The sequence below is a fragment of the Candidatus Nitrospira nitrificans genome (assembly GCF_001458775.1).
In the GTDB taxonomy this organism is placed as follows: domain Bacteria; phylum Nitrospirota; class Nitrospiria; order Nitrospirales; family Nitrospiraceae; genus Nitrospira_D; species Nitrospira_D nitrificans.
Genome location: NZ_CZPZ01000006.1, coordinates 1 through 22,312, shown reverse-complemented (window position 1 = coordinate 22,312; position 22,312 = coordinate 1). Strand labels below are relative to the sequence as shown.

The 22,312-nt window shown below is 54.5% G+C and carries 22 protein-coding genes; 8 read left to right on the top strand and 14 right to left on the bottom strand.

What is annotated here, in order from left to right; all coding sequences use genetic code 11:
* Positions 1 to 8 precede the first annotated feature (8 nt).
* The 6 genes from COMA2_RS05070 (at position 9) to COMA2_RS05045 (ending at position 7,806) form a co-directional block, all read left to right on the top strand.
* Complete coding sequence (locus COMA2_RS05070; protein WP_090895254.1) at positions 9 to 1,715, top strand: complex I subunit 4 family protein; 1,707 nt, start codon at positions 9 to 11, stop codon at positions 1,713 to 1,715.
* Positions 1,712 to 3,208 carry an NADH-quinone oxidoreductase subunit N gene (locus COMA2_RS05065; RefSeq protein ID WP_090895252.1) on the top strand — a complete coding sequence of 499 codons (1,497 nt, stop codon included), beginning with the start codon at positions 1,712 to 1,714 and terminating at the stop codon, positions 3,206 to 3,208. The genes COMA2_RS05070 and COMA2_RS05065 overlap by 4 nt, the downstream gene beginning before the upstream one ends.
* Positions 3,209 to 3,504: 296 nt before the next feature.
* Complete coding sequence (locus COMA2_RS05060; RefSeq protein ID WP_175304409.1) at positions 3,505 to 4,809, top strand: sensor histidine kinase; 1,305 nt, start codon at positions 3,505 to 3,507, stop codon at positions 4,807 to 4,809.
* Positions 4,806 to 5,261: a response regulator gene (locus COMA2_RS05055; protein ID WP_090895250.1), complete on the top strand. Its 456-nt coding sequence runs from the start codon at positions 4,806 to 4,808 to the stop codon at positions 5,259 to 5,261. Before COMA2_RS05060 ends, COMA2_RS05055 begins: the two co-directional genes overlap by 4 nt.
* Before the next feature lie 7 nt (positions 5,262 to 5,268).
* Positions 5,269 to 6,900, top strand: a complete 1,632-nt coding sequence (locus COMA2_RS05050; protein ID WP_217490631.1) for a hybrid sensor histidine kinase/response regulator — start codon at positions 5,269 to 5,271, stop codon at positions 6,898 to 6,900.
* A 57-nt stretch (positions 6,901 to 6,957) separates the two neighbouring features.
* Complete coding sequence (locus tag COMA2_RS05045) at positions 6,958 to 7,806, top strand: phosphodiester glycosidase family protein (RefSeq protein WP_175304408.1); 849 nt, start codon at positions 6,958 to 6,960, stop codon at positions 7,804 to 7,806.
* Between the two features lie 354 nt (positions 7,807 to 8,160).
* Here COMA2_RS05045 and pyrE read toward each other — a convergent pair whose 3' ends face one another.
* From pyrE to COMA2_RS04990, 10 genes are all read right to left on the bottom strand, one after another.
* A complete protein-coding gene (gene pyrE / locus COMA2_RS05035) occupies positions 8,161 to 8,763 on the bottom strand; it encodes an orotate phosphoribosyltransferase (protein ID WP_175304407.1) in 603 nt (200 codons plus the stop codon).
* A 75-nt stretch (positions 8,764 to 8,838) separates the two neighbouring features.
* A complete protein-coding gene (locus COMA2_RS05030) occupies positions 8,839 to 9,372 on the bottom strand; it encodes a sirohydrochlorin chelatase (RefSeq protein WP_090895241.1) in 534 nt (177 codons plus the stop codon).
* Positions 9,373 to 9,462: 90 nt separating this feature from the next.
* Positions 9,463 to 10,416 carry a YbgA family protein gene (locus tag COMA2_RS05025; protein ID WP_090895239.1) on the bottom strand — a complete coding sequence of 318 codons (954 nt, stop codon included), beginning with the start codon at positions 10,414 to 10,416 and terminating at the stop codon, positions 9,463 to 9,465.
* Positions 10,413 to 11,858, bottom strand: a complete 1,446-nt coding sequence (locus COMA2_RS05020; RefSeq protein ID WP_090895238.1) for a cryptochrome/photolyase family protein — start codon at positions 11,856 to 11,858, stop codon at positions 10,413 to 10,415. Before COMA2_RS05020 ends, COMA2_RS05025 begins: the two co-directional genes overlap by 4 nt.
* 23 nt (positions 11,859 to 11,881) lie before the next feature.
* Positions 11,882 to 12,331 (bottom strand): PDZ domain-containing protein, encoded by a 450-nt coding sequence (locus COMA2_RS05015; protein WP_175304406.1) that lies wholly within the window; start codon positions 12,329 to 12,331, stop codon positions 11,882 to 11,884.
* Positions 12,332 to 12,425: 94 nt separating this feature from the next.
* Positions 12,426 to 13,364, bottom strand: a complete 939-nt coding sequence (locus COMA2_RS05010; RefSeq protein WP_217490630.1) for a TIGR01777 family oxidoreductase — start codon at positions 13,362 to 13,364, stop codon at positions 12,426 to 12,428.
* 475 nt (positions 13,365 to 13,839) lie between these two features.
* The gene (locus COMA2_RS05005; protein WP_090895381.1) at positions 13,840 to 14,637 is read right to left on the bottom strand and encodes a formylglycine-generating enzyme family protein; all 798 of its coding nucleotides are present in this window, start codon (positions 14,635 to 14,637) and stop codon (positions 13,840 to 13,842) included.
* Between the two features lie 44 nt (positions 14,638 to 14,681).
* Positions 14,682 to 15,050 (bottom strand): hypothetical protein, encoded by a 369-nt coding sequence (locus COMA2_RS05000; protein WP_090895235.1) that lies wholly within the window; start codon positions 15,048 to 15,050, stop codon positions 14,682 to 14,684.
* 53 nt (positions 15,051 to 15,103) lie between these two features.
* Positions 15,104 to 15,577, bottom strand: a complete 474-nt coding sequence (locus COMA2_RS04995; protein ID WP_175304405.1) for a hypothetical protein — start codon at positions 15,575 to 15,577, stop codon at positions 15,104 to 15,106.
* A gap of 65 nt (positions 15,578 to 15,642) precedes the next feature.
* On the bottom strand, positions 15,643 to 16,608 hold the full coding sequence (locus COMA2_RS04990; RefSeq protein WP_090895233.1) for a formylglycine-generating enzyme family protein: 966 nt from the start codon (positions 16,606 to 16,608) through the stop codon (positions 15,643 to 15,645).
* 956 nt (positions 16,609 to 17,564) lie between these two features.
* Between COMA2_RS04990 and COMA2_RS21250 the strand changes: the two genes are divergently transcribed.
* A complete protein-coding gene (locus COMA2_RS21250) occupies positions 17,565 to 17,864 on the top strand; it encodes a thiol-disulfide oxidoreductase DCC family protein (protein WP_090895231.1) in 300 nt (99 codons plus the stop codon).
* A gap of 63 nt (positions 17,865 to 17,927) precedes the next feature.
* Here the strand turns inward: COMA2_RS21250 and smbP are convergent, their stop codons facing one another.
* From smbP to COMA2_RS04965, 3 genes are all read right to left on the bottom strand, one after another.
* Positions 17,928 to 18,305, bottom strand: a complete 378-nt coding sequence (gene smbP, locus COMA2_RS04975) for a small metal-binding protein SmbP (protein WP_090895230.1) — start codon at positions 18,303 to 18,305, stop codon at positions 17,928 to 17,930.
* A gap of 96 nt (positions 18,306 to 18,401) precedes the next feature.
* On the bottom strand, positions 18,402 to 19,511 hold the full coding sequence (locus tag COMA2_RS04970; RefSeq protein ID WP_175304404.1) for an SUMF1/EgtB/PvdO family nonheme iron enzyme: 1,110 nt from the start codon (positions 19,509 to 19,511) through the stop codon (positions 18,402 to 18,404).
* A gap of 83 nt (positions 19,512 to 19,594) precedes the next feature.
* On the bottom strand, positions 19,595 to 20,380 hold the full coding sequence (locus COMA2_RS04965) for a NapC/NirT family cytochrome c (RefSeq protein WP_245630892.1): 786 nt from the start codon (positions 20,378 to 20,380) through the stop codon (positions 19,595 to 19,597).
* Between the two features lie 68 nt (positions 20,381 to 20,448).
* Between COMA2_RS04965 and COMA2_RS04960 the strand changes: the two genes are divergently transcribed.
* The gene (locus COMA2_RS04960) at positions 20,449 to 21,372 is read left to right on the top strand and encodes a MerR family transcriptional regulator (protein WP_090895225.1); all 924 of its coding nucleotides are present in this window, start codon (positions 20,449 to 20,451) and stop codon (positions 21,370 to 21,372) included.
* A 172-nt stretch (positions 21,373 to 21,544) separates the two neighbouring features.
* Here COMA2_RS04960 and COMA2_RS04955 read toward each other — a convergent pair whose 3' ends face one another.
* Positions 21,545 to 22,027 (bottom strand): Lcl C-terminal domain-containing protein, encoded by a 483-nt coding sequence (locus COMA2_RS04955; protein ID WP_090895223.1) that lies wholly within the window; start codon positions 22,025 to 22,027, stop codon positions 21,545 to 21,547.
* Positions 22,028 to 22,312: the final 285 nt, after the last annotated feature.

Genomic DNA, 22,312 nt, shown 5'->3' with positions numbered 1-22,312 from the left:
GTCACGAGATGGGAGAATACGCACTGCTCTATATCCTCTTTGCGCCGTTCGCCGGCGCCCTCGCATTGATTTTTATTTCCAATCGGCAACCTCTGCTCGTTCGAAGCGTCGCGGCGTGCGCCGCGTTTGTGTCGCTGCTTGCGTCCATCTATCTCTTTTATGCGTATGATCCGGTGAAGGGTGGGTTTCAGTTCGTCCAGAAATATGAATGGTCGAAACAGCTCGGTATTTCACTGCATCTTGGTGTGGACGGGATCGGCACACCTCTCGTCCTGGCCTCATCGATTTTGCTGTTTGCCGGAATTTTCGTGTCGTGGCATATCAAGGATCGCGCGAAGGAGTTTTACATCTGGCTCCTGATCTTGGCTGCGGCCACGATCGGTGTGTTCATGTCCCTCGACCTGTTTTTCCTCTATTTCTTTTACGAGATGTCGGTCATTCCGATGTATTTGTTGTTGGGGATGTGGGGGAGCCACACCAAGAAGTATTTGGAGATGACCGATTCCGAAGGCATGAAGCTGCGGGACTCAGTCGGGTTTATCCTCAATTTCGGATCGAACAGCAAAGAATATGCGGCGATGAAACTGGTGCTCTTTCTGTCGGCGTTTGCCGTCGTTGCGCTGATGGGCATCTTACTCATCTATAAATATTCCGGTCTGAACACCTTCGATATTCTGGTGCTCCGCGAGCAGGCCAACTTCATGAATATTCCGGTGCTCGGCACGACGTTGGACAAGATCATCTGGGTGTTGGTGTTTTTCGGGTTTGCCTCGATCGCTCCACTGTGGCCGTTGCACTCATGGTCTCCGGTCGGCCATGCGGCTGCGCCGGCCGCAACCAGCATGCTTCATGCGGGCGTGTTGATGAAGCTCGGACACTTTTCGATTATTCGCGTGGCCTTCGAAATTCTTCCGGAAACGACCAGAGAACTGATGCCGATCGCCGCTGTTCTCTGCATGTTCAGTATTATCTATGGTGGTTTTGTCGCCTTTTACGCCAAGGACACCAAATACGTGATCGGTTATTCCAGTTCCAGCCACATGGGCTATGTCTTCTTGGGAATGGCCGCGCTGAATTACATCAGCTTGAGCGGGGCCGTGATCTACATGTTCGCCCACGCGATGGCGACCGGCATGCTCTTCGCGATGGCCGGGTGGGTCTATGATCAGACCCATACGCGTGACATCCCCTCGTTGGGCGGTCTTTCGAACAAGATGCCGTTTATCTCGGTGTGTTTTGTCGTAGGGTGTATGGCGTCGATCGGGATGCCCGGCACGGTGAATTTCATTGCCGAGATCATGATCATTGTCGGAAGTTGGGACAAGTACCCGCTCCAAGTCATCGTGGCCATGTTAGGGATCGTATTGACCTTGGCCTACCTGTTTAAAATGATGCGAGGTCTTTTCTACGGTCCGATGAACCAAAAGTACAGTCATGCGCACGATGCGATCTCTACGGTCGATCGCCTCCCGCTGTTGATCATGATCTCGATCAGCATCGGATTCGGGATTTTTCCGATGCATTTGTATGATGTCGTTCGGTCCGGAGTCGATCCGTTAGTCGCGCGGATTACGCGCGTGGTTCCCATCGCCTCGGAAGAGCGTGAAACGTTAAACGTGAAACGTGATGCGATGTCGGCTGAGCCGTCTCTGCCCCCGCTGGTTGCGAACAGCCCCGTCTTCCCCACCCATAATCCCTCACGGGGTCAGAAATGACGTTCTCGCTGAATATGAGCTTTTCCGATCTTCTACTGTTATTGCCGGAGATCTTTCTGACTTGCTGGCTCTGTGTGGTGCTCATCGTTGATTTCTCCCTTCCGCGCATCCCGAAAGAGCGATTGGCCTATCTCAGCGTCGCAGGTCTTGCCGGCACCCTTGGCTGCTTGGCATGGTTTGATATGAACCATATTTCAGGCACGCTGTTCAGCAACATGTTCGTGCTGGATCGCATGGCGATTTTTTTCAAAGTCCTTATTCTCGGAGCCACGATACTCGTCATCCTTGCGTCGATCGAGTACGTCAATCGCTTCACGCTTTTTAGGGGGGAATATTATTGCCTCGTCGTCATGTCGGCACTGGGCATGATGTTCATGGCGTCCGCCAATGACCTGCTGTCTGTCTTCGTCAGTCTGGAGTTTGCAACGCTCGGGTTCTACATTCTGGTCTCGTATCTGCGTGATGATTTGGCTTCGAACGAAGGAGGGCTCAAGTTTTTTATCCTGGGCGTCCTTGCCGCTGGTTTGCTTGCCTACGGGATCAGCCTCGTCTACGGTGAAACCGGCAAGCTCGTGTTCTCGGACATGACATCCGCTCAGCCGACGCCGGGCTTGATCATTGGGTTTCTGCTGATTTTTGCCGCCCTGGGATTCAAGGTCGGTGCCGTTCCATTCCACTCATGGATTCCCGATACTTACCATGGAGCTCCGACTCCCGTAACGACCTTTTTGTCGATTGCCCCAAAGGCGGCAGCTTTTGCGATCTTGCTCCGCATCGTCCTGGTCGCCTTGGGAACATTCAAGCCGTTATGGGTGGTTCTCTTAGTGGCGGTGTCCATCCTCTCGATGACCTACGCCAATATCGTGGCCATTGCGCAGCGCAACATTAAGCGGCTGCTGGCCTATTCCGGTATCGCTCAAGTGGGGAATGTCTTGATCGGCCTTGCGGCAGGCACCAAAATGGGAACCGATGCCATTTTGTTTTATCTTCTCGCGTATTTGTTTGCGAATATCGGGGCCTTTGCGGTCGTGATTGCGGTCAGCCAAGCGATCGGAACGGATGAAATCTCGGATTACCGAGGCCTCAGCCGACGGTCGCCGTTTCTGGCGTTTGCGATGTTGCTGTTTCTCCTGTCGCTCGCTGGAGTGCCGCCTCTCGCCGGGTTTATCGGCAAACTCTACATTTTCGTGGCGGCCATCAAAGAAGGCCTCTATACATTGATCGCGGTTGGTCTGATCAACATCGTGATCTCGATGTACTATTACCTCATCGTCGTGAAACAGATGTATATCAATGAGCCGATCGATTCTTCTCCGATCGCCATTTCCGGCCCGATGAAGGCGGTGATCTATGTCGGGTTAGCCGGGACGTTGGTGATCGGCATTTATCCGCAACCGTTCACGGACTGGGTCGTCTCCGCGACTCTCATGTTCTCCACTTTTGGCGGCTCTTCGGTGACGATCACTCCTCCGGGCTCCTCGCTGGGCGGGTAGTTTCTGCTTCCACAGTGCAAGAGTTCTGCTACAATTACCAGTGGGATTCGGTTTCACCGTCCGGTTTCCGTACGCTCACCGAAGTGTCGTGATGCAAGTCATCCTGATCGATGGAATCAGCCTCCAACCATCAATCACAAGCTCCTTCCTTAGCGACTGAGAGACCCGCACCTACATCCTCCGTTTCCGCCGGCTCATCCCGTTTGTACTATGTTGCAGTCGCGTGGTTTTACCGACTGACCATTGAGCAACGGGTGTTAGCCGGTTTCAGCTTGGTGTTCGTGGGGATTCTTATCGTGAGCGCAATATCGTATCACAATATGAACATCCTCCTTACGAACAGGGAATTGGATGGCCACGGTCAGGAGCTCATTCAACTCCTCAATAATATCGATGTGGCGATGAGCGAAGCCGAAGATACACATCGTCGTTATTTGGTGACGGGAGAGGCGTCGTATCTGGAAGCTTACAAGAAGGTTGTGAAGCAAGAGCCGACACTCACCGCATATCTCACGGACTTGATCCGTGAATCACCGGAGCAGCAACAACGGGTCGTGCTCCTCGATAGGATGATGGACCGGCAACTGAACGCGGAATCAAAAGCGACAGCCCAATTTCAAGAGGGCGGCTTCCGAGCCGTCAAGAAAATAGCTTTTGAAGGGGCCGGAAAACGTGAGCTTGGCGTGATTCATCACATTATTGCGGAAATGGACTTGCATGAGCGACAGGCAATAGGGCGGCGTGTCGTGGAATCTTCAGCCGGGACCAAGACCACCATCGTGCTTCTCGGCATCGGTGCATTGCTGCAACTGGTTTTGCTGGCATGGGTGTACTATCTCATTCGTCATGACATCACGGAACGGCGACGTGTGGCAGGAGAGCTACAACGGCGAGGAGAACTCTTGGAGGCGGCAAATAAGGAGCTGGAAGCGTTCAGTTATTCCGTTTCCCACGACCTCCGAGCCCCGCTGCGACACATCGACGGCTACGCCGCGCTCTTAGGAAAAGCGGTGGAACAGTCTCTGAGCGACAAGGCTGCTCGATATTTGCAGATGATCTCCGATTCCGCCAAACAGATGGGAGAGCTGATCGACGACTTGTTGGTATTTTCTCGCATGGGGCGGCAAGAAATGCTTCATACCGCCGTCAATCTGGATCAGTTGATCACGAACATCCTTTCCGATCTCCGCTTGGACTTGCAAGGACGAGAGATATCATGGACAATCGCTGCACTGCCTGAAGTACAGGGTGATCCGGCCATGCTCCGACAGGTGTTTATGAACTTGATCGCCAATGCCGTGAAGTTTACGAGCACCAGGCCGATCGCCACGATTGAGATTGGTGTCGAGCACCCCAGCTCGACGGAGATCGTTCTTTTCGTCCGCGACAATGGCGTGGGATTCGACATGCAATATGCCCCCAAACTATTCGGAGTGTTTCAGAGACTGCACCGAGCCGACGAGTTTGAAGGCACCGGCATCGGCCTCGCCAACGTTCGTCGGATCGTTCATCGCCATGGGGGACGGACCTGGGCCGAAAGTGTGCCGGACAAGGGAGCGACGTTCTACGTCCTGCTTCCACGAAGGAGGCGAGACTCATGACTGCGGCCAAACCGATCCTCCTCGCAGAGGATAACCCGAGAGACGCCGAGCTGGCTTTAGCTGCGATGGAGGCAGAGCATATTTCCGACAAAGTCGTGCTGTGCCATGACGGTGCCGAGGTGTTGGACTACTTGTATTATCGCGGGCAATTCAAGTCACGGCTGAAAGGGAATCCAGCCGTTGTGTTTCTTGACCTCAAAATGCCGAAAGTAAACGGCCTGGAGGTCTTGCGTGCCATCAAGGCGGACGTCGACCTTCGTCCGATTCCTGTGGTGATGCTGACCTCTTCGCGAGAGGAACGCGACCTGTCGGAGAGCTATGCCTTAGGGGCTAACGCTTACGTCGTCAAGCCCGTGGAGTTTCACAAGTTCTTGTCCGCGGTCAAAGAGCTGGGAACATTCTGGGGTGTCATCAATGAACCCCCTCCTGAAAAGTGCCGTTCCACCGACTGATCTTGCCATGACGACTGCGCTGAGAGTCTTGCATCTGGAGACGAACCCACAAGATGCCGATCGCATCGAGGCCCTGTTGGTCGAGGGAGGGCTGTCGTGTGTGATACGACGGGTGGACACTCGCGACACCTTTATTGCCGCTCTGAACGATGGTCAGGTGGACCTCATCTTGGCCGAATTCTTCCTTCATGGGTTTGAGGAGGGGGGCGCTCTCGCGGTGGCTCAACAGGCGGCTCCTGACGTGCCGTTTATCTTTATCTCGGCGGCACATGCTGAGACGCGGTGTATCGAGCACATGCATGGCGGCGCAACGGATTGCATTTCCAAAGAAAGATTAGGTCGACTTGTTCCATCGGTACGCCGCGTGCTGCATGAGCGAGAAGCACGAGCGGCACGAAAGCAGGCAGAGGATGCGCGGCTACAAAGCGAGATGCAACTTCGGCAGCTCCAGAAACTCGAGGCCGTCGGTCGTTTGGCGGGCGGCCTGGCACACGATTTCAACAATCTGCTGATGGTCATCATGGGACAGAGTCAGGTTCTGCTCAGCGAAATGGGTTCGGATCATCCCCTGAGAAATAGGGTGGAAGAGATGCAGAAGGCGGGTGAGCGCGCGAGGGTGCTCATTCGCCAGTTGCTCACCTTCAGCAAGAAGCAGCCTTCCGGATCGAAGGTCCTGAGCTTGAACGCCATCCTCCGTAACTGCGAGAGCATGCTTCGGAGGTTGATCGGAGCGGATATTCAGCTGGCGCTGAGGCTGAGCGTGGACGATCTCAGGATCAAAGCCGACCCTACCTTTGTCGAGCAGATTGTGATGAATCTGGTGGTCAACGCGCGAGATGCGATGCCGACCGGCGGCAAGCTGACGATTGAGACCGCGTTGGGCGATCTCGACCATGTGCCCAAATATCATGTCAATCCGATCCCGCCGGGAGAGTACGTGAAGATGTCAGTATCCGACACCGGGTGCGGAATGTCTCCCGAGGTACAGGCGCAGATCTTCACGCCATTCTTTACGACCAAGGAGGAAGGGAAAGGAACCGGACTCGGGCTATCGACCGTGTTGGGTATCATTACCCAAAATGGCGGAGGATTGGATGTGATCAGCGCGATAGGAGTGGGGACGCGCTTTGATGTGTACCTCCCGCGCGCGATCAGCGAGATTGAGATGCCGGCAGACGAGAACGTACAGGCGCAGTCGGTCGAGGGTCATGAAACCATTCTCCTTGTTGAGGACGAGGAAGAGGTTCGTGTGCTCATTCGGGATGAACTTCGTAAGCTGGGCTATCGCATCGTCGAAGCAAGAAACGGCATAGAGGCCTGTCTGGTGGCCACTCCGCATATTGGGAAGCTCAAACTATTGCTCACGGATATCGTGATGCCGGGGATGAGCGGGACCGAGCTGGCGCGGCATCTTCGCGTGATTAAACCGGAATTGAAGCTTCTTTTCATATCTGGGTATACGGATGATGTCGGTATCGGAGCCGGCGACCCGGCGAGTGCCTTTCTGCAGAAGCCGTTTACGCCGGAAGCGTTGGCAAGTTCCGTACGCGAACTGCTGGATATGAAACCGACCACGCGGGCAAGGGGCGGTCACCAACCGGAGGCAAATGAGCCGTCACGGAGCGTCACGCGATCCTGAACGTTGAGCGGTGGTTGCCTGCCTACTTGTTTCGACCGGATGTCTGTAGGGGCCGTCATGAAGAAGCCTCGGTGGTATGAAGGAGCCAAACATGCCGTGCTCGTCCTCTTCCTGAGCGTCGTTTTACTGCCCGGTCTGTGTCCAGCCCAGGAGATCTCGTGGGAGCGCCTCTCCGACGGCCTCATGGTGTCGGTGTGGAAGCCAGGCGACGCGTGTCCAACGGTCCCGACCATGCTGGTGGTCGATATGGATCCGGAGCGGATACGATTCTCCGTTCATCATTACGCCCAAGAAGCGCTTTCAGAACCACCCAGGATCGACGAGTGGCAGAAACGAACGGGCCATCATGTGCTATTCAATGCCGGGTTGTTCCGGGAAAACTTTGCGTATCTCGGTCTTCTCTATAAGGACGGACGTCCGTTGGGAAGCCGGCGCCACACCTCATGGCAGGGATTGTTTGTCGCAGAACCGTATGTCATGGGATTGAAGAAGGCGCGGATTTTTGACCTGGCCGCAGAGCGTTTCGACGAAGAACAACCGCGCTACCGTGAGGCAGCACAGGCATTGATGTTGCTGGATCTGACCGGTAAGATCCGTGTCCGCGAGGGTGGGAAACATGCCTATCAGACAATTGTCGCTGAAACGGAAGCCGGACACATCCTTCTCTTGAAGAGTCTCGGAGCCGTTCGCTTATACGATATCGGGCAGTGTTTCAAAGATGCGCTTCCTGCTGTGCGCCAAGCAATGGCCATGGACGGTGGGTCGTCCTCGGACGTCCGAATTTTGGGATCGTTGTGGGAAAAAGATCTATCGGTGCCGGAACATGCCTCCTGGAAGAGTTTGTTCGGGGGAAGCACGGGGAGTCATATCCCGTTGCCTACCGTGATCGGGGCCAGCCCTAGGTAATGAGTACTTCTTGGCTGATAACCATCCTGGCAGTGGCGTGCCTAGCCGTTGGAGGCTGTGCGGACGGCGCAAAAATGGTTCAGCAACACGACACGGGTGGAGTTGTCATCTATCCATTTAAAGAGGGACAGGGGCCAATGCTTTCCTCTTTCCGCAGAGAGGCGCTTGACCTCATGCAAGAAAAATGCGGCCGTAGTTCCTACAGCATCGTTCGCGAGGGAGAAGCCAAAGGGCGCACTCGAGTCGTGAGTCCGCTTGATGGAGCGCAAGAACTCGTAGAAGAGCGGCGGTGGGGGATTCAGTTTGAGTGCAAATGAAAGGTGATAGGCAAGACGCAATCTATGCGCGGAACACTCAGCGGGAGAACTTTTCAACAGCCTGTTCATGCTTCTTCATCGCGCTCATGAGGTCCTGAATTGTTAAGAGACTGATAAGCCGAACTTTTTCTTTTTCCACACGCGCTCTGCCATCCTGCTCCTGGCGGTCCACAATCACTAAGGCATGATCCACACGAAGCCCGGCCTCCCGCGCAACTCCCATCGCTTTCAGCAAGGACCCACCGCTCGTCAGCACGTCGTCCACGATTAAGGCTCTATCATTGGGGCGAACGCTCCCCTCGATCAACTTTCCCAGTCCATGGTCTTTGGGCTGCTTGCGAACGACGAACGTCCGCCAGAGACGCCGGCGCGAAGCGGCGCAGGCAAAATCGGAAATGGTCATGGCAATCGGAATCGCGCCGAGTTCGAGGCCGCCCAAACAGTCGAATTCAATGTCAGTGAGCGCCTCATAGGCCAGTTGGGCGACCAGACGACGCGCTTCCGGATGCGCCATGAGCGCGCGACAATCGACATAAAAGGGACTGATCTCGCCGGATGCGAGTTTGAACCCCTTGTCGCGATCCCACTTAAACGACTGCGTATCGTGAAATGCTTGCGCCAGTTGTTCCCGAACCGTCACGCGTTCTCCTCCCTTTATCAGAATCGGCTATGTGCCGGCATTCTACACCGCCCGGCTGACTGCTGATACACCTTTTCATCGAGTGGAGTGAGGAGCCGCTGCAGAGAAGCGGCTGATCTGCTCGGCTAACGTGTCGGCGACCAACTCAAGATCGAAGGGCCAGGCATAACGTAGTGCGACCCCAGGATACCGGGGCCGCAAATGATCGAGAATTTCAGGAATTTCGACTTCCGAATGTGACCCACCTGGCGTGAACATCGTCGTCGTCACGGTAATGTGAGTGGCCCCCTGCTTCACCAACGACTCGACGGCTTCCTCCAACGTGGGTGCACAAAACTCATTGTAGGCCACGGCAAAGAGCGCGCCGTCGAGTCGAGCTCGCAGACGCGCCGCGACTCTTTCCAGACCGGCTTGATAGGGGTCCGTTTCTGCCGTTCTGGGCCACTGGCGGATCTTGGCATCCAACTCACGTTCTTCCGCCGTAGGCGGAAGCTCCGCCGCCCGCCGTTGACCTTCCAGCCGTTTCAGTTTCGTGATGAGTTCTTGTGGGCATCCCTTGGGAATGCCACCATGACCCACCAAAATGACGCCTCGTGTTTCCGTCTTCATGAATCCTCCTACGGAGAGTTGGGTTCGGAACCCCTTAGCGGAATTCCGGGCCACATCTTGACCCCACTCACACGATCGACTCGTAGATCTTTACACATGATTCCGCAACATGAGCTCTTTCGGATGCGGGCTGAGATAGACCTGATCGCGAATGTACCCGACGTCAAAGATCTGGACGTAATGCTTGACCAGCGTGAGAGGGACGATCAACGGCGTAAGCCCCTTATGGTAGTCTGCGATCACGCTCAACAGCTCGGCCTTTTCATGAGTGGTCAATCGACTCTTGAAGTAGCCCACAATATGCTGCAGCACATTGACATGCTTACGCGCCGTCGCCTTCATGGTCAGGGCTTTCATGAACTGCTCACCGTACTTCAACGTCAATTCTTTGAGTTGATATCGTTTCGTTTGGCCGACTAGCCGCCCCATCGTTTCGTAGTGCTGCTGGCTATGGGCTAGGAGCAGATATTTGTGAATCGTGTGGAAGCGAATCAAAGCCTGTTTGGTGACTCCGTTCTGCACCAGATCTTGGAACCGGCGGTAGCAGAACACTCGCTCGATGAAGTTCTCTCTGAGCGCAGGGTCGCAGAGCCGCCCTTCTTCCTCGACGGGAATCAACGGAAACTGCTCTGTGAAGGCTTTTGCAAAGATCCCGACCCCGTTATGGCTCGGCATCCCCTGTACGGTATATACACGCACCCGTTCGACCCCGCAACTGGGTGAGCCTCTCTTGAAGATAAACCCTGAGAGGTCCTGTTTTTTGAGCGAATCAAGACGCGCAGCGATCATCGTCTTCATTGCCTGGGTATGATCGTGCTTGCTCGTAATGGTCATGAGCCGGGGGTGATGCGGATTGCCCACCAAGCGCATGGCCTCACGCGGGGTGCCCAATCCCGCTTCCACCTCAGGGCAAACCGGGACCCATTCGACGTAGCGGCTCAGTATATCGGTTAGGAAATGGTCCTGCTTGTGTCCTCCATCGAAGCGAACCTCATCTCCGAGAAGGCATCGACTGATGCCAAGGCGAAGGGGGGAGGTTGTCATCTCGTTGCCTCCTGCTTCCCGAGGTTGAGATATTCCTGACGAGCGAGTTGATGGTCCACAATCGGGGAAGGATAATCGGTCCCGATTCGGCATCCAGCGCGTTCTTGCTCATCTGCGGTCATGAGATGCAACTCATGAATCCTCTTCGTCGATACACGGGCCAGTTCAGGAACATGCCGGCGAATGTAGGTTCCGTCGGGGTCGAACTTCTTGCTCTGAAGCGCAGGGTTAAAGATCCGATAGCCGGGCATACTATCGGTGCCAGTTGAGGCACACCACTGCCAATTGCCGTTGTTTGCCGCCACGTCAGCATCGATCAGATGCTGCATAAAATACCGCTCGCCGCTCTGCCAGTCTATCCGGAGATCTTTGATCAGGAATGACGCGACGATCATTCGAACACGGTTATGCATCCATCCTGTCTGGTTGAGTTGCCTCATGCCTGCATCCACAATGGGATAGCCGGTCTTTCCCTCACACCACGTTTGAAACAGCCGATCCCGATTATTCCCAGCTGGTCGAGCTGGTGGGACGATGACTGTTCTGAACGGGCCCTTCGCGACATGTGGAAAGGATGTGAGGACTTGCTGGAAGAACTCACGCCAGATCAACTCATCAACCCAGGTCAGGACATCAATCCGGGAGACTGGCCCGCCTTTAGTCAGTGCATTCAACGCTGCGTGAATGGCCATGCGCGGTGACAGTGTTCCGAACCGGAAGTGCGGGGAAAGTGTTGAACTGCCATCGATGGCCGGCAGGTTTCTACCTTGCGCATAGGAATGAAGCGGCCCTTTCATGAACCAGCGCAATCGCTTCAGGGCGTTCTGCTCGCCAGGCTCAAACGCCAAGACGATGGGGTTGTACCCCAGCTCACCGGCGGTGGGAAGAGGATGAGAGAGTGGCAGCGGTGCGGCTTTCTTTTTCGCAAGGGCGGTTGGGATCGGCTGAACTGCCGGGGTTGTGGCATGCCATGTGGTCCACCAGCGTGCGCGATAGGCGCTGTACCGTTGCAATGGTTCACCTGTTGCGCCCCGCACCTCAGATGCTTCAAACACAACATGGTCTTTGAACGTCCGCACCGCCACTCCGAGCTTTGCCAAACGCTGTTGCACCAGCCGGTCCCGCTCGATGGTTCCCGGCTCGTAGTCACGATTCCAATAGACCACATCAGTTTTCCATTCACGTGCTGCTTGTAAGACCTGTTCGATCGGTTCACCCCGCCTCCATTGGAGCGGTGCTCCCAGTCCGCTCAACACAGCGTTCAGATCTTCGAGGCATCCCAGCATGAAGTTCACACAGGCTGATCCAAACTCATGCGATTGCAGCAACGGCTCATCGAATATAAACAGCGGAATGATCTCGTCGCATTCCGCACAGGCCGCGGTAAGAGCCGGTTGGTCATGCAATCGAAGATCGCGCCTGAACCAAATCAGTCCTCGCACAGGTTTGTTCCCCTTATGAAGTCCTAAGGCGCTGGGTTACCATGTGATCCCGATGGTCCTCTTGAAAGCTTGTCACCTGCCACTCGTGTGATGGATAGCTCACGGAGGCCGTGTTCACCCTTGACTCCAACCTTCACGGCGGTTCCTGCTTCTCCTCGAATCATGCCGACCACTTCCTCATAACGCTTTCCCTTCACGGGTGTTCCATCAACACTAACGACCTCATCGCCATGTCCGAGTCCCGCCTTGTGGGCTGGTCCCTCCGGATGGACCATGCCGACATACAGGATGGCCGGATCACCAACCCGCTCGGCTCCGATCTGTAGAGCGAGACCGATCACACCCTTCGGCAGCTTGGTATCGTCTCCATGCCCATACGGAGTCTGGTTCGCTGGTTGATCGGCTAGCGCCGATCCCACAACGAGAAGGCTCATCAACAACCCTGCCATCATATGGAATCTGGAGATTCTCATAGCGCACCTCCTGTTCAATTCCCATTGATCACCGAACATTTACATATCCAAGTAAAGACGGTGCCGAGACTTCGCGATGATTCGCGGACGTCGATCATGTCATAGGGTCTGCGGCGATCGGTTTCTTGAGCACGGCTCGCAACGCGGATTCGAGCGTCGAATATCGAAACGTATAGCCTCCTGTCATCGCTTTCTTTGGAATCACTCGTTGGCCGGTTGTCATCAATGTCCCCAACTCTCCCAGCAGGATATCCAACGCAATGCCTGGAACTGGGAGCCACGACGGTCGGTGCATCACGTGACCGAGGATGTCACAGAATGTTTTCATCCTCACCGGCTCTGGGGCCACGGCATTGATCGGCCCGCAAACCGTGGTCGTGGTGAGGGCCCATTGGATCAAGTCGATGTGATCACGGCGGTGGATCCAGGAGACCCACTGGGTTCCTGGCATGATCGGCCCCCCTGCGAACAGCCTGAACGGCAATAACATTTTTCCCAACGCGCCACCGTCTGCTTCCAGGACCATGCCGGTCCGCAAGATGACCACGCGGGTTCCAAACTCTGCGGCGCTCATCGCTTCCGCTTCCCAGGCAAGACAAAGGTCAGCGAGGAAGCCGTTGCCGCGAGCCGCGCCTTCATCCAATACGCGATCGTCGCTGGCGCCGTAATAGCCGATGCCGGAGGCGCTGATAAACACGCGGGGTTTTGATGACCGGCGGGACAGCGCGCTGACGAGTAAGCGGGTAGTGAGGACTCGGCTTTCGGTAAGGAGTCGCTTGCGCTCGTCGGTCCAGCGTCCATCGGCTATCGGTGCCCCGGCGAGGTTAATGACTGCATCAGCTCCTTCAAGGAGCTCCTCCCAGGGGCCCGTGTCTCGTGCGTTCCATTCCATCAAGTTCACACGTGTGTCAGGTCGGTGAAGAACCTGTCCTGCATCTCTTGTAAGGAGACTGACTCTGTGGCCACCGTGTACGAGCGCTGCGCACAGCGCCTGACCAATGAACCCTGTTCCTCCAGCTACGACGATGTTCATAAACATGTCTCCCGGCAGAGCCATCGACAGGTCTGGTCAATCACGAGCTTCTGTTCCGCCCGCGGTGTGATGTCGATCGGCTGCCTTTTCTGCATCAAGCGTATGGTGAAAAAGACAAGCCGGTTACCTTTTAGCTCTTACTGGTCCTCCTGCCTTTCACAGGCCGACGTCTGACGACAACGGCAGCGGTCTGATAGAGTCCCATTGCCATACTGCAAGCCAGAAATCCAACAGCGATCAAAAAGACTAGACTCATATCCATATCGTTCCTCCTTCTCATCCGAGTCTGGAACCACCTGCCCGCATGTTGAGTATACTGTTCGCCAAGGAGACAGGCTCTTCATGAAGAGGAGACCTGTCTACCTCAGCGGGCGACGCCGTGCGGAGTTTCGGCGTCCCCTCTACAAAACCAATAAACCGGCCTCCGAACTTTTGTCGTTGCCATCGTCTTATCCCGCACGTTCACTGCAACGGGTTACTTCTTCCGGATCGCTGCCTCGAGACCACGGACACAGCGAAACCCTGTTCCATGAGTCTGCAAGGCGAACCCGCCACGACCACGCGCCGATGTGGTGATATCGGTCGCTGGACTATGCCAGGACCCGCCACGAATCGACCGAACCACTCCCTTCTTGTCTGGACCTTGTGGATTGCGATCAGGCGCATGGTGATAGTAGTCGGCGTCGTACCAGTCGGAGACCCACTCCCTGGCGTTTCCGGCCATATCCTTCACCTCGTAGGGTGAATCTCCATCAGGAAGCGATCCGACAGCGTGCAAGGTATGCTCATCTTCCCACTCTCGATCAAAGTTCGCCCGTTTCGCGGTGGGCGGTTCATTTCCCCAAGGGTAGAGGCGGCCGTCAGTTCCGCGAGCAGCCTTCTCCCATTCTGCTTCCGTCGGCAGCCGTTTCTTAGTCCAGCTACAATAGGCCTTGGCGTCGTACCAGGTCGTCTGGACCACCGGTAGTTGCTCAATGCCCTTAATGGATTGGAGGGGCCCGGCGCCATAAGGATTGGGTGGTGTGCGATGACCGATGGATTTCACAAAGGCCATATACCGTTCATTCGTCACTTCGACTTGATCGATCGCGAACTCATCGAGGTGGACAGATCGCTGCGGCCTCTCATCATCCCGGCCTTTTCCTTCTGGATTGCCCATCAGAAATTCTCCGGCCGGAATCGTGACCATCGGCACCGGGTCAAGCTCTTTCGTTTCCGGCAACGCTTCCACGGTGAGCGACTGCATGAGCGCAAGGGCCGTGACAACCACCATCGTCATTCTCATGAACTGAGTTGATCTGCGCCACAGACCAGTGATCATTTCTTCTGCTCCTTGCTACCCTTAATGGCTTGGGTGGTATGGAGTCGCACTTGCTTGACAAGGTCCTCAACCTGTCGCTCGTTCCCTCGATCAGCTGCTTCTTGCGCCTGGGTTATGAGGGTTCGGGCTTCATGCAGGTGCTGCTCGATTTCCGCCTGCAGCGCAGGTGAAGCCACTGTTCCCCCCAATGCAGCCCGATGGTAGACCTCCCATGCGTGGTCCACTTCATGATTGGCCTCATGGACCAGCTGGTCCATGTCCTGATAAGCGTGTCCAGGTGGATCGATGGGACTTGCGTGGAGGGATGAGGCCCCGAGTAGGGCGATGAAGACAATCCCTTGATAGAGAATCTTGCGATGCATCATCGGTGTGCCTCCCTCACAATCCAACCTTAATCAGGAACCCGTGAAATCTTCCTTCACGGTCGCTGCATCGACTGCTCAATCAATTGTCGAAGCTCCAGGAGTTCCGTATTTTTGGGATCGAGGGCTAGTCCTGGAGCAAGAGCATGCCGGGCCTCCGCAAAGCGCTTTCGTCCCATTTCGACGTAGGTCAAGATGGAAGCCTCTTTGATTCGTTGATCGATTTCTGGTGGAGCTGTTTTCGCGCAGCGGAATCCCAGACCCACGCCGTAGCTGTTATTGAGAGGGTGATTCCAGAATCGATGTGTCGACCTGACCGAGCCTTCTGGTGCAACCCAGGACCCGCCTCGAATCACTCGTTTTTCTCCGAGTGTCAGCAGATCCACATAGGTTCCGGTGCCCCCTATCCATACGGGTTTTTCCGGGCCGATGCACCCGCTCGCGCCAGTGAGGAGGATCAGAGAGGTCCCGGGGGTTGCTGCTGGTGTGGCTGTCGATGTACTTGGCCCCGTGGTGTCGGACTTATTCACTTCAGACCTCTCATCATGACTTGGGCTAGGAGATGGGGTAATATCCCCCTCATCCCAGAATTCAACTATTTCTTCTTCATGCTCTTCTTGATCAGGTCACGGGTCGCAAGGTACTCCTGGTTCCCCGGATCCGAGGCCAATGCCTTCTCGATGGCAGTCAATGCCTCGGCATGCTTTTCGGCACCCATTGCAACCAGCGCCTGAATGAATGCGTCGCGGCCTGTTTGCACGGCTTCGTCGGACACCGTCTGGACTGACTTCGCACAACGAAATCCGAGACCGACGCCGTAGCTGTTGTTGTCAGGTTGATTCCAGAATCGGTGGCTCGTATGGAGTGAGCTTTCCGGTGCCAACCAGGAACCGCCGCGTAGTACCCGCACTGGTCCTTGGTTGGCGAAATTGTAACCCTTCTCTGCGCCTCGGGGATTCAGGGCCGGGCTTTCTTTATAGTACTTCAGTTCATACCAATCCTCGACCCATTCGAAGACGTTGCCGGCCATGTTGTAGACCCCGAACCCGCTGACCCCATCTGGGTACGAATCCACCGACGTGGTCTTGCCGACAAGCTGTCCATAGTTGGCTTTCTTAGGATCGAGCATGTGGCCCCATGGGTAGTGGTTTTCGCCTTGTGGGCCTTTGGCCGCTCGCTCCCACTCTGCCTCCGTTGGAAGTCGTTTGCCGTCCCACTTGCAGAATGCGCTCGCATCTGTCCAGCTCACACCGACAACCGGATGGTTGGACTTGTTGAGCCGCGGGTCGTCCCAATAGGCCGGTGCCGGGTGACCGGCAACCTTCATGAACTCTTTGTAACGTGCATTGGAGGCTTCGAACTTGTCGATCAGATAGGCATCAAGCACGACCTGGTGCTGGGCTTCATCTGAATGTTCGCTGCTCCCCATGGTGAACTCGCCCTTCGGGATGAGGACCATGTCCTTGTCGCTGCTCTGTGTGTCCGCCGCTATTGCGAGGGCGAAGACCTCTACCATCAATGCCGCGCCTAATCCGACCTGAAGCACGATTCGACTCCGCATATGAGACCTCCTTGGTTTAGGGAACCAGGACCACCTGGTTGGCATCACAATCTTTATTGACCTTTCGTCATATGATTACTTGATAACTGCTCCCTCCTAAGCTGAACGTCATTGGCTTTGCCCAAGCTGCCGATTGAGCAGAATGACGAAGTCGACGACCTCACCACATTGCACACAGCGTTTCGCATGAAATTTCGACTCGCCGATACTGTTCAGAAGATCCATGTAGTACTCGTTCACCATAAGTCCCCAGCATCTGATGCATTTCGATTGATGCGTGTCCGTAGAAGAGGCGGAAGTGCGGTGAGTCTGAAATTGCACCTGAGCATTTTCCCTAAATGGAAGAGGATTAATAGCGGGCAGCTTAAAAGCCCTGTGATTCGTGAGCCGAACATTAGTTGTTTTTTCGTTTATTGCTCTTGCCATGATGCTCCCTCGTTATTTCGAGGTTCAATGTATGTCAAAAGTATGTCTAATCAATAAAGGAAAATGTCCAATGTGTCAAGTGTTTTATAAAATAAGATTTGACATACATTGAGCATAGTAATTTAATGAATTAATTTATGAAAATTCAATCAAAATCATATAGTTGAAAAATGGGTGGACCTAGCGAGAAAGGAAGTTCAAATCTAAGAGCATTGATTTGGTCTCATGAAACTGACAAGGAGGGCTGAATGAACATTCAAACGCGCTGGAAGAAGATGACGCACTCGCCATACGTGACCTGTTGATCAACCGCAGGGTCAATATTTACTATGGTTTGGGAGAACCTCGCTGCCATGGATCACAGGTTCGATAGATTCAAGAGCAAACTCTGTGCAGCTGATAACGAGGGAAGGTCGATCAGATGGCACCATACCCGCTTACAGTATTCTTCGATGGAGCCTACCCCATTTGCGACCGAGAAATCGCCCTCATGAGGCGATTGGACAGGAGACGGCAGCTGGTATTTTGCGATCTCACGACCGGACTATGACCTAGCATCAATACACATATCCCCCACTGAACTTGGAAGAATCATTCATGCCCGTTGGGTTGATGGGACTGTCATCACCGGCGTCGATGTGCTCCGAGCCATGTGGGAGGCAGTCGGCCTGGGATTTTTGGCGAGGCTCAGCCGTCTTTCTTTAGTCGAGCCACTTGTCGTAAATGCCTATGCGTGGTTCGCACGTAACCGCTTGAGGCTCACCGGTCGCTCGCATACTTGTATGGCAGATGCATGCAAATCTGCCCATTCACGCCGGCACGATCTGTGACTGGGCGGATGATTGTTTTTTGCCCGTTCGGAGAAACCATTTTTCACGAGCGGCGGACATTCGTTACTTAACTTGAGAGAGATGGGTGACGGCACTCTCGGCATATTTCGTAGCCGCGTCAGCATGACCAGCCTTGCCATGCTGTATCGCCTCTTTCAGATTGGTCATCGCTTCTGCCAAATGCCGGTCTGTACCTCCTCGCAGGGCCAGCTGCAGCGAGGCCTCGGCATGTGTCACCAACTTCTCGGCATGACCCTGTTTGCTGTGTTCCACCGCTTCCATCGCATGGTTGAGGGCGTCTTTGACGACTTGTTCTTGACGCACGGCATCACGTCGTGCCCCGCCTTCTGCGGATACCGATTGCAGATCCAGGGTTGTGGTGAGGACCGTGGCCAGAATTCCGGTCAGCACGAGAGCGAGTCGGGTGTTATGTCGTGTCATTGATAGTCCTCCTTTTATGGGACCGTTCTGCTGTCTAGGAGCATCTTGGTTTCATGTGGTGCCTCGGCAACACTAGCATGCTTGGGGAACAAAGTCCTACGGACTCTTTGCACACCGGAATCCACTGTTGAAGTTCCGATATGCAGGCGAGTCGTAGTCTGCGGTCGACGATACGTTAAAGTCCCGATGCGCAGATCGGAGGTTCTCCGGAGCGAGATCCCACGAGCCTCCCCGCAAGACTTTATACTTGCCGGTTTCCGGACCAGCCGGATTTCGAACGGGGCTGGTGGTGTAATAATCGGGGTCATACCAGTCGCTGACCCATTCCCAGACATTCCCCGCCAGGTCGTAAATCCCATAGGGGCTTTTCCCGTCTTCTAATTGTCCCACCGGCACCAACGCAGCATGGTTATTCCACGTCGTCTTCCCATAGTTGGCTCGCTGCGGACTAGGCGCATCATTGCCCCAGGGATAGATGCGCTGGTCTGTCCCTCGTGCCGCCTTCTCCCATTCAGCTTCCGTCGGCAGCCGCTTGCCGGCCCACTTGCAATAGTTGTTCGCATCCTTCCAATCGACATTGACAACTGGGCGGTTCTCATAGGAAGGATGGGCCATGGTTGTCCACGACGGCGGAGGGTCAAAACTGTTGGCTTCTAGGAACTCCTCATATTGCCTGACCGTCACTTCGTACTTATCTATATAATAGGCATTGAGATTGATTTGGTGCACCGGCTTTTCATCGTCATTACCTTCGTTGCTCCCCATGGTAAACTCTCCTGCCGGCACGAGCATCATCGGGGCCAAATCTTTGACCGTGATCTTCTTCGATCGTGCCTCTACCTTATAATCTTTGTGCTGCGAGGGTTTGCCCTTATGCGAGAAGGTATGTATGAACGCGATCACTTTCCATATCTGGTCTTCCGTGAGGAGCGATTTCCAGGGCGTCATTGGCGTTTTTGGAATTCCTTCCGCCACTCGCCAGTACCAGTAGCTGTCTGAGAAACGGCTGACATTGTTCTGGTCGCGGAGCCCCCCTCCACTGTTTACTGGTCGTCCATCCTGACCATGGCAAGAGTGACACGCGACAAGTGGGTGGGCATCACCAAAATAAATGTCTCTTCCCTCTTTAATGACCTTTGGATCTATCCACCAGCCGCCTGGCATTATTTTCTTGGCGTAGGCGTCTGGAACTGGATCTAGTGGCATGAGCTCACCAGAAGAGGCGACCCCTTCTGAGAGAGTCAGGCCTGATACCAATACCAGGATGCATTGCCCGATCATCCTGCTCCTCATGCGCGACCTCCTATTACTACCTCCACACATTGGACATCTGGTAGTGTTTTATTATCAATTGAACAACGACCTGTTGATGGTGGAGTAGGACCTGTGACGGGGGTTGCATTAGTCCTTCTTTCATCTTCTGACCCTTGCTGAGCTTCCTTCAACACCATGATTCCCTGGGCTAAACTTGCATTGAGATCGCTCTCCGGGACTTTCTTATGGACTAGATTCTGATGGCAATCGATGCAGGTAGCGCCTTCGGTTTCCATCTTCTTGTGCGCGGCCTTGGCTGATGCGCCTGGTGGCTTAGTATTCTTGTGGCACTCCCGGCAAGTGATGCTGTCCCAGTTTTTCAGGGACATGCGGGCGTGGTGGGCCATGATTGGCCGGCGCTCCTTAAACTTCTTGATCGTTGAGTAATCATATTTAATCTCCGCGAGCACCGCCATGGTTCCGTCATAGATGTGTGTCCGTAGGGCCAGATGGAAATTTTCTAAACCCTGGGGGACGTGGCAATCCTTGCAGCCAGGATCGGCCCCCAGGGCGCCATAGTGTGAGGACTTTTTCAGCTCCTCATAAGGGTAGGTTTGGGAGTGGCAGCTCACAGAGAACGCGGTTCTGGAAGGGCGTGCTCCCCGCCGAATACTACGGTGATCGTTCCGACCATGAGCGCGGCACCGAGAAGCAAGGCATTGCCTGACGCGCTCAAGTATTGCCTGAACCTCCCTTTCATGATGCCACCCAGTCTTATGTTCAATGTTTGTGTCGTGTGTGTTCAATGTATAATGTAACATGTTCAATGCGTCAATAGTGTTCATGAGTCATATTTGACAAACATTGGACATTCCAATAAAATGTATGGATGTTTATGAATAAACATAGAATTCATAGAGTTGCGAAGTTAACTGGCCTGTCGAAGGACGTAATTCGTGTATGGGAGCGGCGTTATGGCCTTGTCAAACCCTCACGAAGTTCAAATCGTTATCGAGAATACAGTGATGAGGATGTCGCGCTCCTCCGCTTTGTGAAAGCCCAGATGGAACAAGGCGCAACAATCGGGGGTCTCGCAACAGAGGGACGTGATTCTCTACTCTCACGTATGCGTGTAGCAACTGCATTTATCGCAGAGGAGCAGAAGCCGCATGAGCATCTATTAGATGATTTGATGGGATTGCTTGACCCGATCGATAAGGCGGGGTTTGAGCGGAAACTTAACGGCGCAGTGGCAGTGATTCCATTCGAAGAGGCTGTACAGCGGATTTTACTCCCACTACAACGACGAATCGGAGAACAGTGGCACGAAGGCCGTCTTGGAACAGCCATCGAACATTACGTGACGAAGCTCATCCAGCAGAAGTTATTTTCTGTGATGAATCAGCTTCCGGTGAATGAATTCGGTCCGCGTGTCTTGATCGCTTGTCCGGAAGGGGAAACGCATGAAATCGGGGCCCAAGCCGTCGCGTATACCGCAGCCACCAGAGGTTGCCAGGTTTATTATCTTGGCCCTAACCTGCCCATATCGGATCTCATGGCCTTCTGCGAGAAAATCAGACCCGATCTCGTACTTCTCTCTTTCACTGAATCAAAGTCTGAGGCGGCCATGCTCCAACAACTCAAGGAACTTGAACAGCTAGCCACTGGATGGCCTGTTGCCGTGGGTGGTCAGGGTGCCCTCGCTTTCGGAGTCCTTCTTCGTGATACCAAAATTGAGATCCTTGAGGATCTCACGGCATTGCACAGCCGTCTGATGATTCTTCTTTCGATGCGCCAACGCGTGTATCAGTAATGGATTCGTATCCTTGGGGGTGCGGATCGTCGACTTCAATGAAGTCACAATAGAAGAAGGTTTCGGAAACTGTGCTGCGCGGGAGAATGAGGTGGATGAGATGACGCAATCAATTACCCGTTGAAGAAACTCGTAAGGGCGTCACGTTACTCCAGCACAGTGACTGCTCAGCTCAATGCTCGTCTGACTTGATTGGCCCGCGAACGCACCAGACCGGATAGGTGTAGATCTTAATGAAACTAAGCACGTTACCGAGGAATGCATCCACATACCGTGCATAGGAGGGCTGATTGTCTTCCGGCACTACCGTCCAATAGGATGTCGGCTGGATGTTTAAAAATGGATGCCCTGGGGGGATATTGGGGATCGGGGAGTCCACTGCCGGCCCCACGAGGCTACGCATTTCAGAGGGCGCCGGTAGGCGCCAGCCTTTTTGACCGCCGGTCGCTCGGGTTACGCATGCAGCGCGGGCTTCGTTCCACGTCACGGATGTTGGCAGGGGGGAGAGCTCCCAGATGAGGTTTGTATCCTTATCGAGGACCGCCTTGTTGTTGAAGTCAGGCAAGATCACGAAACGCTGGGCCGCCGGATGTGCCTCCTGCCAGTTTTTGATGATATCGGCGATGAGCGCTTCCTTTTCCGCTGCCGGACGCATCAAAAATTGGGAACCTATAAGGCAGGATCCCCCAAGGATGGCCAGGAGCACAAATTGACTCACCCGCTTAGTTGGCACTGCGTAGCTCCGAATCGTAAGGATGGGAAATCGGGCTCATCCTACTCCACGGCTGAGGGCGTATCAATGTTGTGCTAATCTGTATAAGTCAAGACTTCATCGGACAGACAGCGAGTCCTCACCGGGTTTACGCCGCTAGGATTTTTTCCTTCGCCAAGGGCACACTGTCCAGGAACGTGTGCATCGGGGTCTTGCCATAACACCAAC